Genomic DNA, 15511 nt, shown 5'->3' with positions numbered 1-15511 from the left:
CCATGCCTGCCGCACCCTCAGCCCAGCACCAACGCCAGAACGCCCCCGCGCGGCAGCCGTCCGCCAGCGCGGCGGCGCCGAGCGCGCAGGCGGCAACGCCAGGCCCGGTGAGAGTCGCCGGCGCGTGCGCCTGCGGCGGCGGATGCCCGCGTTGCCAATTGCCCACCTCGCAACCGGGCGATGCCAGCGAACAGCGCGCAGAACGCAGCGCCCAACGGGCCCTGGGCGGATTGCCGATGGCGGCTGCGGCCGTGCGCAGCGGCCCGGAGCAATTGCCCGGCTTGCCGGTGGGCGCGGCGCAGCGTCTGGCGCCGACCACCCAAGCCGCGATGGAAAACCGCTTTGCCAGCGACCTGAGTGCCGTGCGCGTGCACACCGACGCCGCAGCTGGCGACGCCGCACGTTCACTGGCAGCCAAGGCGTTCAGCTTTGGCCGGCACATTGTGTTCGGCCGCGAGCGGTATGCGCCGGGCACGCCCAGCGGCCAACAATTGCTGGCCCATGAACTGGCCCATGTGCTCGATGGCGGCGCAGCGGCGTTGATTCAGCGGGATGTCGATACCGATCTGGACGCCGCCACCGAGGTCAGCGAACCCACGCCCCCGCCGCGTCCGGATGTCGATGAGCTGGATTACGCGTTTATCTTTCCCAGCGATATCTATGGCCAGTCAGCGCGCGCCTTTATCCGCCGCTACTACCCCACTCACCGGGTAATTCAGGCGAGCAGTTTCGAGGACATGTTCGACCGCCTGTACACCGACACCCGTCGAGTGCCGCGCGGGCACCAGGTGCACCTGCGTGAGTTGGTGGTGGTGACGCACGCCAATATGCATGGCGGCATGCGCATTCCCCTGGCGCGCAGTGACGTGGCCCGTCACCGGTTTTTCACCCCGTGGGACCTGGACGACCTGCAAGAGGAGTTTCAGGAAGGCGCCCATGCGCGCTTTCGCGACCGGCGCCATACGGTGGTGAGCACGCTGATGGATGCCAGCACCCGCGTGGTGGTGCGGGGCTGCGAACTCGGCCAATCGGATGACGCGCTGGAGGGCTTGCGGTCCTTCTTCGGCGGCCAGGCGTGGGTGTGGGCGCCGCGGGATTTCCAGGGTTATGAAACCATTCCGATTGGTTCGGACTTGCTGCGCACGCCCGAGGATGCCTTCGACTTTCTGGTGCAGCAGGACTTCCTGCCTGCCGAGTTGATGCCCGCCCCGGATGAGGAAAAACGCGCTTATATCGCCCGCGTATTTGGCCTGCAAGGCGCCATTCCCGCCGAGTTCTTTGTCGTGGGCCATGAGGCCCGCGAGCGGCTGGGCGCGTTGATCGCCGCGCACCAAGGCATTACGCCGGCGGCCGAGGCGGAGAAAAGCCGCGAGCCTGCGAGCATTCCCTCCGTTGGCGAGCACTGGGGTTTGGCGGCACCCAGTGCCTTGGGCGATGACGCCGAGCTGGACCGTTTGAGCCTGCGCGACATCGCGATTCGCGCCCACCCGCTGATCACCGCTTACCGCGCCGAGAATGCCTGCATGCTTGCCCGGCTGCGCAGCGCCTGGGAACGCCAGGAAACCAGCGACCGGATGTGGATGGATTATGCGTTTGCCGATAGCCACGACCCGTTGGCTGGCATGCCCGGCGAAACGGGCGGGTTTTTCGCCTATATGGCCAACCGTTTCCGCGACAACCCGAGCGCCAACCCCTTCGATGGCCTGCCGGTGGAGAACCTGTTTGGCGACTCGAACCTGATCGCCATCGACGCTGCCCGCTACCCCTGCCCGACTCCACACGACGACCTGTTTGAAAGCCAGGACCACCTGCTCAATTACGAGATTCCGCCCGCGGAAACCGCCTCGGGCACCTTCGACGACCCGCTCGCCATCGGCACGCCAGAAGCGCCGCCGCCCACTCGGGCCCCCTCCGGTTCCGGCTCCGCCCCAAGTGCCGCACCGGGCAGTGATCGCGCCCTCGCCCTCGCGGCGCGCGCCCGCGCACTGGACTTCAGCAAAAGCACCGGCACGGCCCCCGAAGGCCTGGATCTGCTTGATGCCCTGCAACGGCTGTCGGTGGAAGACCTGGTGCTCGCCCTCGGGCTGGCGATGGATGTAGCCGCCGGCGGTGGCGACCGGCGCTACCTGACGGCGGTGGAAGGCGAATTGCAGCGCCGGCAATTGATCGGACCTGCCAATGGCGTGGCGATCATGAACCTCAGCGAGGCTGAATTTACCGCCGCCACGGGGTTGGATGTCAGCAGCACGCCGATGCAGACCGCGCTGACCGGCGGCGCCGCAGGCGGCCTGTATATCCCCGAGCCGCTCTGGTACTACCGCGTACTCACCCCCTCCGACCCGACAGCCGCCGGCATCAGCGGCGGCGCCGACCTGGTGCCACGCGAACCGAACCCCGGACGCACGTTCGAACCCGCTGCGTCACGGGCAGAAATGACCTTTCGCCATACGCGGCCCAACGGCAACGTGCCTCAGGTGGGCACCGACCGGGTATCGACGGCACGTTCGCTGGAAGCCTTTGAGACCATCCTGCGCGACCGTGGCACCGGCGAGATGGTGCGCGTCGACGTTCCGGCGGCCCGCCGTTTGGGCGCCGAGTTTCTGGAACACCCGGAGATTCAGCTCGACCTCAATGCCATGGAGCGCCAGTTGGTCGCCGAGCTGGAGCAGGCCCAGGCGGCCGGACGCGGCGCCAACCATATCCGCCGCTTGCAGGGACGCCTGGATGCCCTGCGCGCCGCCCGCGAATACACCCTGACCTTTCAGGAGGGCCACGGCGTGGGTAGCATTCCGGCCGAGGCGGTAACCCCGGTGGAGGGCGCGACCTTGAGCGAGGCCGTGGCCGCCGAGCGCGCCTTGCTGCGCAACGTGCGCTACCTGCGCTGGGGCGGCCGGGTGTTGGTGGTGGTGGGCGTGGGGTTGTCCATCGCCAATATCGCCACCGCCGCGCCGGCCGACCGCCCGCGCGTGGCCAGCCGTGAAGCCGGCGGCTGGGCATTCAGCCTGGGTGGCGTGTGGGTGGGCACCAAGGCCGGCGCGCTGCTGGGCGGTGCGCTGGGTATAGAGTCCGGTCCCGGTTTATTGGTAACCGGCGGCATTGGGGCATTGGTGGGCGGCGTGGCTGGCTTTTTTGTCGGGGAGGAAATCGGTGACCGTATCTACAACCTGTTTTAGCCAAGAGGCTCGACGATGAACCTGGCCAACCTGGCCGCACAACGGCGCGCCGCGCCGCTGGCCTGCGCGCCACTGGAGCGGCTCTGGCTGCTGGCGGCCTTGGATACCCTGGCCGAAGGGATGCCGATAACCCCGGACCCCGCCGCGTTACAAACCTTGACCCAGGCACCTGACCAGGTTTGGGCAGACCTGCGGGTGGGCGACTCGCAGGCCCTGACCGAGCGCTTCGACAGTCTGGTGAACTGCCAGCACCTGGCAATAACCCTGGCTGAGCACACGTGGCTGGAACAGCTTGACCGGTGCTGGGCGGCGGCCCCGGCGTGGATTGAGCCGGGTTGGCCCTTGCGTGCACGCGGCGAAATCGCCCTGGCGCTACCGGACCGCGAGAAGCCGCGCTGGAGCGCGGACGATATCGAGTACCTGATCGAAGAAAGCGTATTGGCAGCCAGTGCACCGGCCGATCAGGCCTGGTTGGCCCTGCACCACGGCGATAGACCGGCAGCGTTACTGGCCATCGACGCCCATGGACGGCTGCTCGAACAGGCCATGCAACGCTGGCAGGCCGATCCCGAAAGGGGCCTGCGCCACGCCATGGCGTATCCGGGGGCGGTGCTGTGCTGTGAGTGGCGGGCTTTGCAACGGCTGGCTCGGCGCTGAACGCTTGGAAGGCTCGTCACACGACGGGCTTTTTTTTGCCCGCGTTTAGGCAGTCGCCGCGTCGATCCGCACCCAGTAGCGGGAAAAACTGCGCAATTGCACCGGTAGCGAGGCCACCAGATTGGCCAACACGGCATCGGTGTCGTTCAGGGTAAACGCACCGGAAACCCGCAGATCGGCCACTTGCGGCGCACAACTCAAATGGCCAGGCCGGTAGCGCGACAGTTCGGTGACAAAGTCACCCAGGCGCCAGTCGATGGCCACCAGCATGCCGCGCGACCAGGCGCTGATATTGGAATCAGCCGCCTGCACCGCACCGACCTGACGCGCATCAAACTGCAGCTGCTCGCCGGCATTCAGACGCTGGGCAATGTTCGGCGTCAGGCGGCTGCGCACTTCGACGGCGTGGTCCAGCACGGTAACGGCGGTGGCTTTTTCGCCCAGGCGCACATTGAAGTCGGTGCCCAGCGCGCGCACCCGACCGTGCGGGGTGACTACCGACAACGGACGCGGCGTCGGCACCAGGCGGTCCGGCGCGGTGAGCAGGCGGATTTCGCCGTGGCGCAGGGTGATCAGCCGCTCGGTGCTGCTGTAGTGCACATCCACCTGGGTGTCGGTGTTGAGGTCCAGGCGGCCGCCATCGGGCAGCAGCACGTGGCGCAGTTGCCCGGTGCCCGTGTAGTAGTCGGCGCCCAGCGGCGAATATTCGTAGCCGACGCCCGCCAGACCCAGCCCGGCAAAAACCAGCAGCGATTTCATGGCCAAGCGTCTTTCCACGCCGGCCTGGGTAAGTACCGGCATGGCCAGGTCCAGCGGTACGCCGCGCAATTGGCGTTGCAGTTTTTCCACCCGGGCCCATGCACGGGCGTGGTCCGGAGAGGCGGCTAGCCAACTTTGCCAAGCCTGACGTTGGCTTTCCTTGACGGCGCCGTCGTGCAGTTGCACGTACCAGTGCACGGCCATTTCCAGGCAGGAAGGCGGCATAGCGTGAGGCGCTGAAGTGGCCATCAGTCTTCCACCAGCAGCAGGCATTGCAGCAGCGCTTTGCTCAGGTGGTTTTTTACCGTGGTCACCGATACGCCTAGGCGCTGGCCGATTTCTACGTAGCTGAGTTCTTCGAGCTGGGCGAGCAGGAAGATTTGCCGGGTACGCGCGCCCAGGCCGTCGAGCATGGTGTCGATGGCTAGCAGCGCTTCCAGAATCAGGTGACGGGTTTCCAGGCTTTCTTCGTACGCTTCGGGCCGCGCGGCCAGGGCATCGAGGTAGGCGTTTTCCACGGCGCGGCGACGGAACAGGTCGATCAGCAGGCCACGGGCGATGGTGGTCAGGTAGTGCCGCGGTTCACGGATGCTCGGTGCGGTGCGGGCGGTGAGCAGGCGCACGAAGGTGTCTTGCGCGAGGTCGGCGGCATCGGCGGAGTTGCCGATGCGGCTGCGCAGCCATTTCTGCAGCCAGCCGTGGTGTTCGCCGTAGAGGCTTTCCACGCTGTGCTGAGGGAAGAAGGTGTCGGTAGACATGCCGCCGGAATCGCTACAGATGAGATTGGCTCGCATCTTTAACGATAACGCAGCGGCATTGCAACGGCTGTTTTGCCCTTAGTCGTCGGAAATGACGATATTCGGCATGGCCTGCGACGCCTGCCCGCTTTGTGCGATACGCGCGCCAACGGCACGGGCGACTTCCTGGTAGAGCATGGCGATCTGGCTTTCCGGGTCGGCAATGGCGGTCGGCTTGCCGCCGTCGGATTGCATACGAATAGCCATCGACAGCGGCATGGAGGCCAGCAGGTCGACGTCGTATTGCGCGGCCAGCTTCTCGCCGCCGCCTTCGCCGAACAGGTGCTCGGCATGGCCGCAGTTGGAGCAGATATGCACGGCCATGTTTTCCACCACGCCGAGCACCGGAATGTTCACTTTGCGGAACATTTCCACGCCTTTGCGGGCGTCTAGCAGGGCCAGGTCTTGCGGGGTGGTAACGATAACGGCGCCGGCCACCGGCACTTTCTGCGCCAGGGTCAGCTGGATATCACCGGTGCCGGGCGGCATGTCTACCACGAGATAATCCAGATCGCCCCAGGCGGTTTGCGTAACCAGCTGCAGCAACGCGCCGGACACCATCGGACCGCGCCAGACCATGGGCGTGTTGTCGTCGGTCAGAAACGCCATGGACATCACTTCCACGCCGTGGGCCTTGATCGGCACAAACCACTTCTGGTCTTTCACCTGCGGGCGCGTGCCTTCAGGAATGCCGAACATGATGCCTTGGCTCGGGCCATAGATATCGGCATCCAGAATGCCGACCTTGGCGCCTTCACGGGCCAGCGCCAGCGCCAGGTTGGCGGCGGTGGTGGACTTGCCGACGCCGCCTTTGCCGGAGGCCACGGCGATGACGTTTTTAACATTGGCCAAGCCCGGCACCTGGGCCTGGGCTTTGTGCGCGGCGATGTTGGTGTCGATTTGCACGATGGCGCTGTCGATGCCATCGACATTCTCCAGGGCCATTTGCAGCATCTGCGCCCAACCGTTCTTGAACAGGTCGGCGGCGTAACCCAGCTCCAGGCGCACACGCACCTTGCTGCCGTCGATGCTCACATCGCGCAGGCAACCGGCGGTTACGGGGTCTTGATTGAGGTTGGGATCGGTGAACTGACGCAGGGTCGCTTCGACCAGCTGGCGGGTAACGGCGCTCATGGGGCAACTCCGAAAGACTGAGCAAAACAGGCGGGCATATTACTCCACCGCCAATCGATTTGTGGCGTTGGGCTTCGCGTTGCTCAACCCAACCTACCCCGCAACCGTAGGTTGGGTTGAGCCGCAGGCGAAGCCCAACGGGCTGCGGCGGGTGAAAAAAATCGCCCAGGCCTTTATAGTTGCCGACTTCCCTCGTAATGCCAGTGCAGCCGATTACCATGTCCGAGCCCCGCAAAATCCTCGTCACCAGCGCCCTGCCCTATGCCAACGGTTCGATTCACCTTGGCCATATGCTCGAGTACATCCAGACCGATATCTGGGTGCGCTTTCAGAAGCACCGCGGCAATCAATGCATTTATGTCTGCGCAGACGACGCCCACGGCTCGGCCATCATGTTGCGCGCCGAGAAAGAAGGCATCACCGCCCAGCAGCTGATCGACAACGTCAAAGCCGAGCACAGCGCCGACTTCGCCGCCTTTCTGGTCAACTTCGACAACTTCCACTCCACCCACTCGGAAGAGAACCGCGAGCTGTCGACCTCGATCTACCTGGCCCTGCGCGACAAAGGCCATATCGCCACGCGTTCGGTCACCCAGTATTTCGACCCGGAAAAAGGCATGTTCCTGGCCGACCGCTTTATCAAAGGCACCTGCCCGAAATGCGGCACGGAAGATCAGTACGGCGATAACTGCGAAAAATGCGGCGCCACCTACGCGCCGACCGAACTGAAAAACCCGCGTTCGGCCATTTCCGGCGCCGTGCCAGTGCTCAAAGACTCCAAGCACTTCTTCTTCAAGCTGCCCGACTTCCAGGCCATGCTGCAAACCTGGACCCGCAGCGGCACCTTGCAAGACGCCGTGGCCAACAAGATCGCCGAGTGGCTGGATTCCGGCCTGCAGGAGTGGGATATCTCCCGCGATGCGCCGTACTTTGGCTTCGAAATTCCCGATGAGCCGGGCAAGTATTTCTACGTGTGGCTGGATGCGCCGATTGGCTACATGGCCAGCTTCAAGAACCTGTGCGACCGCACGCCGGAGCTGGACTTCGATTCGTTCTGGAACAAGAACTCGACCGCCGAGCTGTACCACTTTATCGGCAAAGACATCGTCAACTTCCACGCCCTGTTCTGGCCGGCGATGCTCGAAGGCGCGGGCTACCGCAAGCCGACCGGCATCAACGTGCACGGCTACCTCACCGTGAACGGGCAGAAAATGTCGAAGTCGCGCGGCACCTTTATCAAGGCGCGCACCTACCTCGATCACCTGTCGCCGGAATACCTGCGTTACTACTACGCGGCCAAACTGAGCCGCGGCGTGGACGACCTGGACCTGAACCTCGAAGACTTTGTGCAGAAGGTCAACTCCGACCTGGTGGGCAAAGTGGTGAACATCGCCAGCCGTTGCGCGGGCTTTATTCACAAAGGCAACGCGGGCGTGCTGGTCGGCGAAAACGCTGCGCCGGAGCTGACCGAGGCCTTTCTCGCTGCCACCCCGAGCATCGCTGATGCCTATGAAGCGCGCGACTTCGCCCGTGCGATGCGCGAAATCATGGCCCTGGCCGACCGCGCCAACGCCTACATCGCCGACAAGGCGCCGTGGGCCTTGGCCAAACAGGAAGGCAAGCAGGACGAAGTGCAGGCCGTGTGCGCCCTGGGCATCAACCTGTTCCGCCAGTTGGTGATTCTGCTCAAGCCGGTATTGCCGACCTTGGCAGCGGACGCCGAAGCGTTCCTCAACGTGGCCCCGCTGACCTGGGACGACCACAAGACCCTGCTGGCCAACCATCAGTTGAACGCCTTCCAGCCGCTGATTACCCGTATCGACCCGAAAGCCGTGGAAGCCATGACCGATGCCTCGAAAGAAGACCTGGCCAGCAGCGAAGTCGCTGCCGCCCCTGCCGGTAACGGCGAGCTGAGCAAAGACCCACTGGCCGCCGAAATCAGTTTTGACGCCTTCGCCGCCGTCGACCTGCGCATTGCGCTGATCGAGAAATGCGAGTTCGTCGAAGGCGCCGACAAGCTGCTGCGCCTGACCCTGGATATCGGCGATGCCAAGCGCAACGTGTTCTCCGGCATCAAGAGCGCCTACCCGGACCCAAGCAAACTGGAAGGTCGCCTGACCCTCTACGTGGCCAACCTGGCGGCGCGCAAGATGAAGTTCGGTGTCTCTGAAGGCATGGTGCTGGCGGCCGGCCCAGGCGGCGAAGAGATTTACCTGCTGAGCCCGGACAGCGGCGCGAAGCCGGGACAGCGGGTTAAGTAAAGCGGTATCCAGCGGGGCTGAATTTTCAGCCCCGTTTTTATTTCCGCCTGGCACGCCCGGCTGTACCGAGCGGGCGCCATCCCCGATAATGGCGCCCCTCTCTGGCAACACAACGACCGCGCAATGACCGCCTTTTTCCTCGCCCTGCTTGGCGCCGCCCTAGTGAATAACCTGCTGGTGCTGCTGCCCGCTGGCGCCGACGCCGTGCAGGCGCGGCCGGCGCAGGTGGCGGTGTTGGGGCCGGCGAGCGCGTGGCTGATTGCGCTGGCGACGCCACTCGGTTGGCTGCTGTTTCGTGGGGTGTTGGTGCCGCTGGAGCTTGGCTATCTGCGGTTGTTTGGGTATGTGCCGTTGTTGGCGGCGTTAGCGTGGCTAACGCGGTTGGCTCTTGGTAGGAGCGAGCTTGCTCGCGAACCAGGCGATGCGCTTACCCGTGAAACCGCGTCGAGCCCTTCGCGAGCAAGACCGATCGCGGCCCGCTCGCTCCTACGTCCGTGGTTGGTCGGTAGTGGCGCCGCGCTAGGCAGCCTATTGCTCGCTGAACAGCAGTCGTTCGTTCACGCCCTGGCTCAGGGCATTGGCGGCGGCCTGGGCTTCTGGCTGGCTTTGAAAGTATTTGCCGACCTGCTTGAACGCATTGACCACACCGCCGTACCCGCCGCCTTTCGCGGCGCCCCGCTGCTGCTGATCTGCGCTGGCCTGCTTGGCCTGGTGGTCCTGGGTCTGCAAGGATTGGCCCCGCAATGACCAGCCTGATTTCCGTCCGCGCCATCGACGCCCTGCTACCGCAAACCCAATGCGGCAAATGCGGGCACCCAGGCTGCATGCCGTATGCCGAAGGCATCGCCCAGGGCGAGGCGATCAACAAATGCCCGCCGGGCGGCGAAACCACTATCGAGGCCTTGGCGCAGTTGCTCAAGGTGCCGGTGCTGCCGCCGGAGTTGCCGCCGATCCCGCCGCAACTGGCGGTGATTCGGGAGGCCGAGTGCATTGGCTGCACCAAGTGCATTCAGGCCTGCCCGGTGGATGCCATCGTCGGCGCGGCGAAGTTGATGCACACGGTAATTGCCGATGAATGCACCGGCTGCGAGCTGTGTGTGGCGCCCTGCCCGGTCGACTGCATTGACCTGATTGCGCTGCCCGAGCCGCAAGCGCAAGAGCAGCGTTTGCGTGCCGACCATTTCCGCCTGCGCCATGAAAACCATCAAACCCGGTTGCAGCGTGAAGACGCGCGACGGCAGGCGGCACGTGCTGAGCGGCAGGCCAAACCGGTTGCCGCCGCGACGCTCGACCCGGTGCAAGCGGCTATTGAACGGGTGAAGGCGCAAAAAACCGCCAGCGGCGATGATCAGCACAAACGTCTGAAAATCGAAGCGGCCATGGCTCAGGTGGCGTACAGCAAAGCGCAACGACAATTGGCGACCTATGGAACGGCCGAGTTGGAGCAGCAAGTGGAGGCGTTGCGGCAGGTCGCCGAAACCGCCCAGGCGACGCTACAAGCAGCCAACGCTGCGGCGCCTGCTGACGAAAGCCAGATCGCCCTGAAAAAAGCCAAGATCACCCTCGCCGTCGCCCGCGCCGCCTTGAAAACGGCGGAGCGCGACGGTGCCGAACTGGCCCCCCTGCAAGCCACCCTTAGCGCCGCCGAACAGGCGTTGCACCAGGCCGAAGCGGCCTGCAACAAGCCGGCGCCGAACCTGCAACGTATCGACAAGCGGCCGATAGACGCTCAATCCCGCGCGCTGAAAACCGAGCTGGCCTATGCCCGCGCCGATGTCAGCAAACTCGAGCGTCAGCAGCCGCTCGATGAGGCGGCGCTGGCGACGGCCAAACAACGTCTACGTGACGCCGAGGCGCGGCTCAATGCCTACCACGCCCCTTAACCTCGCCTTCGACCCACGCCCCAGCATGCAATGGGTGTTGCTCGCCTGCGTGCCCGGCGCGTTGGTGCTGAGCTGGCAATTTGGCTGGGGCACGTTGTTGCAGCTGCTGTTGGGCCTGGCCACGGCGTTGGAGTGTGAGGCGTTGATGCGCCGCAAAGCCAGCCCGGCGCTAGCCGACGTTGCCCTGTTGGGCGACGGCAGTGCGCTGGTCAGCGCCGTCCTGCTGGCTTTGGCGTTGCCGCCGTATGCACCCTGGTGGCTGAGCGTGAGTGCGGCGGCCTTTGCCCATCTGGTCGGCAAGGCGCTGTTTGGTGGCTTTGGCAAAAATCCGTTTAACCCGGCGATGCTGGGGTACGCCTTCGCCTTGCTGGCCTTCCCCGCCCATATGAGCCAGTGGCCGGCACCGGGCAGCGGCCAGGGTCTGTTGGCCGGGTTGCAGCAGGTGTTTATCGGGCAAAACCCCGTTGATGGCTGGAGCCAGGCCACCGTGCTCGACAGCCTGAAACACAACGACCGCCTGACGGTGGATGAACTTTTTGCGCGCAACCCGGCGTTTAGTCACTGGAGCGCCGGCTGGGTGAATCTGGCGTTCTTGCTTGGCGGGTTGCTGTTGATTCAGCAGAAGGTGATTCGCTGGCATACGCCTGTGGGCGTGCTCGGGGCGTTGTTTGTCGCCAGCCTGCTGTGCTGGAACGGCTCGGGCTCGGACTCCAATGGCTCGCCGTTTTTCCATCTGTTTTCCGGGGCGACCATGCTGGGCGCGTTTTTTATTGCCACGGAGCCGGTGTCCGGCCCGACCAACGACCGCGCGCGGCTGCTGTTCGGGGTTGGCGTGGGGCTGTGGCTGTATGTGATCCGCACTTGGGGCGGATATGCCGACGGCGTGGCTTTTGCAGTGCTCGGCATGAATCTGTTGGTGCCCGTGCTGGAACGGCATGCCGCGCGCCGGCTGGAGAAAATGGCCCATGAATAAACGTTCGTTGGCCATGGTGGGTGTGGTGCTGCTGGCGTTGATAGTCGCCGTAGTCGGTGTCGAGCGCCTGCTGAGCGAGCAGATTGCCAGCGAGCGGCAGGCGGCGCAGGAGCGTGCGTTGCTGGATCTATTGGCGCCCGGCAGCTACGACAACCATCCCCTCGCCGCCCCGATTGCCCTGCCAGACAGCGAGCAACTCGGCCTGCCAGCGCCCGCCTTTGCCTACCTCGCTAGCCGCGACGGCATGGCCAGCGCGGTGCTGCTGCCGGCCCGTGGCGCGGGTTACGAAGGCAGTATCGACCTGCTGCTGGCTATCTCCCCAGCCGGCCAATTGCTGGCGGTGAAGGTGTTGAGCGAGCACGAAACGCCTGGCCTTGGCGACCTTAGCAGCGCGGCGAAAAGCCCGTGGTTGCGGGGCTTTTTCGGCCACAGCACCAGCGATACCGATTGGCGGGTGAAAGCTGATGGCGGGCAGTTCGACCAAATGGCCGGCGCCACGGTGACGTCCCGCGCGGTGAGCAAAGCGGTCCAGCAAGGTTTGAGTTACTTCGATGCGCATAAGCCGTTACTGCTCAACCAGGTGACGCCATGAGGCCAGTGATGCTGGTTGCCTTGGCGCCGTTGTTGGGCGCGGCCGACCTGTTGATCAAAGCGTTGGGCCTGAGCCTGGTCGCCCTGCCGTTGCTGACGCTGCTGGGTGTGCTCGCCACGCTGCTGCAGCGCCTGGACGCCAAGCTGCGCATGTTGGTGTTGCTGCTGGTGGCCTGCGCCGTGCTGAGCCTGGCCGACTTGCTGCTGCAAGCCTGGGCACTGGAACTGCGCACGGCCCTGGGGATTTTTCTGCCGCTGTTGCTGGTGGCGCTGCTTCAACCGCCGCTGACGGCCAGCCAGGGGCTGTGTCAGGGCGCATTGTTTACCACCGTGGCGCTGCTGCTCGGCGCGCTGCGTGAGTGCCTGGGCAGCGGCACGTTGCTGAGCCACGCCGAGTGGTTGTTCGGCCCGGCGGCGGGAAGCTGGACGTTGCACCTGCCCGGCTTCACCGGAATGCACCTGTTTGCCCTGGTGCCCGGTGCCTTTATTTTGTTGGGCGTGCTCTGGGCAGTCGCCCGCAGCGTGCTCCTTTCCCCGGATTCCAAAGCCTGATGAATGCCGCCAAGCGTTTCGAAATCTTTCGCCGTCTGCACGAAGACAACCCCGAACCGAAGACCGAACTGGCGTACACCACGCCGTTTGAATTGCTGATTGCGGTGATTCTGTCGGCGCAGGCCACCGACGTCGGGGTCAATAAAGCCACGGCCAAGCTTATCCCGTGGCCAATACCCCCGATTTACGCGTTGGGCGTCGACGGCTTGAGCGAATACATCAAGACCATCGGCCTGTACAACAGCAAGGCCAAGAACGTGATCGAAACCTGCCGCTTGTTGATCGAGCTGCACGGCAGCAGGTGCCGGACAACCGCGAAGCGCTGGAAGCCTTGCCCGGCGTGGGCCGCAAGACGGCAAACGTGGTGCTGAACACCGCGTTCGGCAATTGGCGATGGCGGTAGACACCCATATTTTCCGCGTCGCCAACCGCACGAATATTGCGCCGGCAAGAATGTGGTCGAGGTGGAAAAACAGTTACTCAAATTTGTACCCAAGGAATTTCTGCTGGATGCGCACCATTGGCTGATCCTCCACGGCCGCTACGTGTGCCAGGCGCGCAAGCCGCGCTGCGGCAGTTGCCGGATTGAAGACCTGTGCGAATACAAGGCGAAAACGTCGGACGATTGACTTAATTGTGTTCTTGCTATGGGTCGATTGAAAAATCTTTTACCGCTCAGGGTTTTGCCGATATAAGGTGCGCCAATGGCCCTGTAGCCGGGAGTGGACGTCAATGAGCACTAGCAAAGAAGAACTGGAACTCGACGAAGACGCAGTGAGCGAAGATGGCGATGAGGTTGCGGAGGCCCCGGTTGAAGTGGCCAAGACCACCTGACCAAACGTCGCATCATCGACAACCTCTTGGAAGAGCGACGTTGCACAAACAACTGGCGGAATACGATTTCGATCTGTGATCAGCCAATAAAAAGCCCGACTTGATGTCGGGCTTTTTATTGGGCGCTTAATTCTTGTAGGTCTGCCTTTAGTCACCGCGCGACGGCGACAGCAGCTCAATCTTGTAACCATCCGGGTCTTCCACAAACGCCAGAATACTGGTGCCGTGTTTCATCGGACCCGGCTCGCGGGTGATCTTGCCGCCACGGGTGCGGATGTCTTCGCAGGCTTTATAAACGTCGGCCACTTCCAGGGCGATATGACCGTAGCCGTGCCCAGCTCGTAGCTCTCAACGCCCCAGTTGTGCGTCAGCTCGATCACACTGTTGTCCGCTTCGTTGCCGTAGCCCACGAATGCCAGGGTGAACTGGCCATCCGGGTAATCTTTGCGGCGCAGCAGGGTCATGCCGAGCACTTCGGTATAGAACGCGATGGATTTATCCATATCGCCGACACGCAGCATGGTGTGCAGCAGTCTCATCAGTCTTTTCCTCATCGGTGCCCGTAGTCTCGGGCTTAGAAATGCAAACCCCGGCTCATGGCCGGGGTTTGTTCAGGCGTTTGCAAGCTTATCAGAACAGCTTGCGGCCCTTGTTGGCGGCGATGCGCATGCGCAAGGCGTTCAACTTGATAAAGCCAGCCGCGTCGGCCTGGTTGTACGCGCCGCCGTCTTCTTCGAAGGTGGCGATGTTGGCGTCGAACAACGAGCCTTCGGACTTGCGACCGTAACGATCACGTTGCCTTTGTACAGTTTCAGGCGAACCACACCGTTCACGTGGGCCTGGGAGGCGTCGATCATCTGTTGCAGCATCAGACGCTCAGGGCTCCACCAGTAGCCGGTGTAGATCAGGCTGGCGTACTTGGGCATCAGCTCATCTTTGAGGTGAGCGACTTCACGGTCCAGGGTGATCGACTCAATGGCGCGGTGAGCGCGCAGCATGATGGTGCCGCCGGGCGTCTCGTAGCAGCCACGGGATTTCATGCCGACATAGCGGTTTTCCACGATGTCGAGACGACCGATACCGTTCTCGCCGCCGATTTTGTTCAGCGTGGCCAGTACGGTAGCTGGGCTCATTTCCACACCGTCGAGGGCGACGATGTCGCCGTTGCGGTAGGTGAGTTCCAGGTAGGTCGGCTTGTCTGGAGCGTTCTCCGGGGAGACGGTCCATTTCCACATGTCTTCTTCGTGCTCGGTCCAGGTGTCTTCCAGCACGCCGCCTTCATAGGAGATGTGCAGCAGGTTGGCATCCATGGAGTACGGCGATTTCTTCTTGCCGTGACGCTCGATCGGAATGGCGTGTTTCTCGGCATAGTCCATCAGCTTCTCGCGGGACAGCAGGTCCCACTCGCGCCACGGAGCAATCACTTTTACGCCAGGCTTGAGCGCATAAGCGCCGAGCTCGAAACGAACCTGGTCGTTGCCTTTGCCGGTGGCGCCGTGGGAAATGGCGTCAGCGCCAGTTTCGTTGGCGATTTCGATCAGGCGTTTGGCGATCAGCGGACGAGCGATGGAAGTACCCAGCAGGTACTCGCCTTCGTACACGGTATTGGCGCGGAACATCGGGAACACGAATCACGCACGAATTCTTCGCGCAGGTCGTCGATATAGATTTCCTTGACGCCCATGGCCTGTGCCTTGGCACGAGCAGGCTCAACTTCTTCGCCTTGACCGAGATCGGCGGTGAAGGTCACCACCTCACATTGATAGGTGTCTTGCAGCCACTTGAGAATTACCGAAGTGTCCAGGCCACCGGAATACGCCAGGACAACCTTCTTTACGTCCGCCATGCCATCACTCCACGGGGTTCTACGGAAAACCCGCGATTCTACTGCCCGCGC

At 63.6% G+C, this 15511-nt stretch carries 13 protein-coding genes and 4 pseudogenes; 12 read left to right on the top strand and 5 right to left on the bottom strand.

Annotated elements, in window-relative coordinates; all coding sequences use genetic code 11:
* Positions 1–2: 2 nt before the first annotated feature.
* Positions 3–3173 (top strand): eCIS core domain-containing protein, encoded by a 3171-nt coding sequence (locus tag AC0V2S_RS13050; RefSeq protein ID WP_475510112.1) that lies wholly within the window; start codon positions 3–5, stop codon positions 3171–3173.
* Positions 3174–3188: 15 nt separating this feature from the next.
* The gene (locus tag AC0V2S_RS13045; protein ID WP_475510111.1) at positions 3189–3830 is read left to right on the top strand and encodes a hypothetical protein; all 642 of its coding nucleotides are present in this window, start codon (positions 3189–3191) and stop codon (positions 3828–3830) included.
* Between the two features lie 45 nt (positions 3831–3875).
* On the opposite strand, the gene AC0V2S_RS13040 is transcribed toward AC0V2S_RS13045, so the two are convergent.
* From AC0V2S_RS13040 to apbC, 3 genes are all read right to left on the bottom strand, one after another.
* Positions 3876–4838, bottom strand: a complete 963-nt coding sequence (locus tag AC0V2S_RS13040; RefSeq protein WP_475510110.1) for a FecR domain-containing protein — start codon at positions 4836–4838, stop codon at positions 3876–3878.
* Positions 4838–5347 carry a sigma-70 family RNA polymerase sigma factor gene (locus tag AC0V2S_RS13035; RefSeq protein ID WP_475510109.1) on the bottom strand — a complete coding sequence of 170 codons (510 nt, stop codon included), beginning with the start codon at positions 5345–5347 and terminating at the stop codon, positions 4838–4840. The genes AC0V2S_RS13040 and AC0V2S_RS13035 overlap by 1 nt, the downstream gene beginning before the upstream one ends.
* A 78-nt stretch (positions 5348–5425) precedes the next feature.
* Positions 5426–6520 carry an iron-sulfur cluster carrier protein ApbC gene (gene apbC / locus AC0V2S_RS13030; RefSeq protein ID WP_475510108.1) on the bottom strand — a complete coding sequence of 365 codons (1095 nt, stop codon included), beginning with the start codon at positions 6518–6520 and terminating at the stop codon, positions 5426–5428.
* Between the two features lie 218 nt (positions 6521–6738).
* Between apbC and metG the strand changes: the two genes are divergently transcribed.
* The 10 genes and pseudogenes from metG (at position 6739) to AC0V2S_RS12980 (ending at position 13693) form a co-directional block, all read left to right on the top strand.
* Entirely contained in the window at positions 6739–8781 is a 2043-nt protein-coding gene (metG, locus tag AC0V2S_RS13025; RefSeq protein WP_475510107.1) for a methionine--tRNA ligase, read from the top strand.
* Positions 8782–8904: 123 nt separating this feature from the next.
* Positions 8905–9528 (top strand): Rnf-Nqr domain containing protein, encoded by a 624-nt coding sequence (locus AC0V2S_RS13020; protein ID WP_475510106.1) that lies wholly within the window; start codon positions 8905–8907, stop codon positions 9526–9528.
* Complete coding sequence (locus tag AC0V2S_RS13015; protein WP_475510105.1) at positions 9525–10664, top strand: RnfABCDGE type electron transport complex subunit B; 1140 nt, start codon at positions 9525–9527, stop codon at positions 10662–10664. The genes AC0V2S_RS13020 and AC0V2S_RS13015 overlap by 4 nt, the downstream gene beginning before the upstream one ends.
* On the top strand, positions 10645–11637 hold the full coding sequence (locus tag AC0V2S_RS13010; protein WP_475510104.1) for an RnfABCDGE type electron transport complex subunit D: 993 nt from the start codon (positions 10645–10647) through the stop codon (positions 11635–11637). The genes AC0V2S_RS13015 and AC0V2S_RS13010 overlap by 20 nt, the downstream gene beginning before the upstream one ends.
* Complete coding sequence (locus tag AC0V2S_RS13005) at positions 11630–12229, top strand: RnfABCDGE type electron transport complex subunit G (protein WP_475510103.1); 600 nt, start codon at positions 11630–11632, stop codon at positions 12227–12229. The genes AC0V2S_RS13010 and AC0V2S_RS13005 overlap by 8 nt, the downstream gene beginning before the upstream one ends.
* 8 nt (positions 12230–12237) lie before the next feature.
* Entirely contained in the window at positions 12238–12780 is a 543-nt protein-coding gene (locus AC0V2S_RS13000; protein WP_475510102.1) for an Rnf-Nqr domain containing protein, read from the top strand.
* Positions 12780–13088, top strand: a pseudogene (locus tag AC0V2S_RS12995) (endonuclease III); the annotation flags it as partial. The gene AC0V2S_RS13000 and the pseudogene AC0V2S_RS12995, both read left to right, overlap by 1 nt.
* The gene (locus tag AC0V2S_RS12990) at positions 13082–13183 is read left to right on the top strand and encodes a hypothetical protein (RefSeq protein ID WP_475510101.1); all 102 of its coding nucleotides are present in this window, start codon (positions 13082–13084) and stop codon (positions 13181–13183) included. The pseudogene AC0V2S_RS12995 and the gene AC0V2S_RS12990, both read left to right, overlap by 7 nt.
* A gap of 61 nt (positions 13184–13244) precedes the next feature.
* Positions 13245–13409: a hypothetical protein gene (locus AC0V2S_RS12985; RefSeq protein WP_475510100.1), complete on the top strand. Its 165-nt coding sequence runs from the start codon at positions 13245–13247 to the stop codon at positions 13407–13409.
* A gap of 103 nt (positions 13410–13512) precedes the next feature.
* Positions 13513–13693, top strand: a pseudogene (locus AC0V2S_RS12980) (PA3496 family putative envelope integrity protein).
* Positions 13694–13761: 68 nt separating this feature from the next.
* Here the strand turns inward: AC0V2S_RS12980 and gloA are convergent.
* Together gloA and AC0V2S_RS12970 are read right to left on the bottom strand one after the other, a co-directional pair.
* Positions 13762–14153 (bottom strand): annotated as a pseudogene (gene gloA, locus AC0V2S_RS12975) (lactoylglutathione lyase).
* Between the two features lie 91 nt (positions 14154–14244).
* Positions 14245–15460 (bottom strand): annotated as a pseudogene (locus tag AC0V2S_RS12970) (argininosuccinate synthase).
* Positions 15461–15511: the final 51 nt, after the last annotated feature.

This window comes from Pseudomonas sp. CC11G (assembly GCF_056174845.1).
This window is presented reverse-complemented; position numbering and strand designations above follow the sequence as displayed.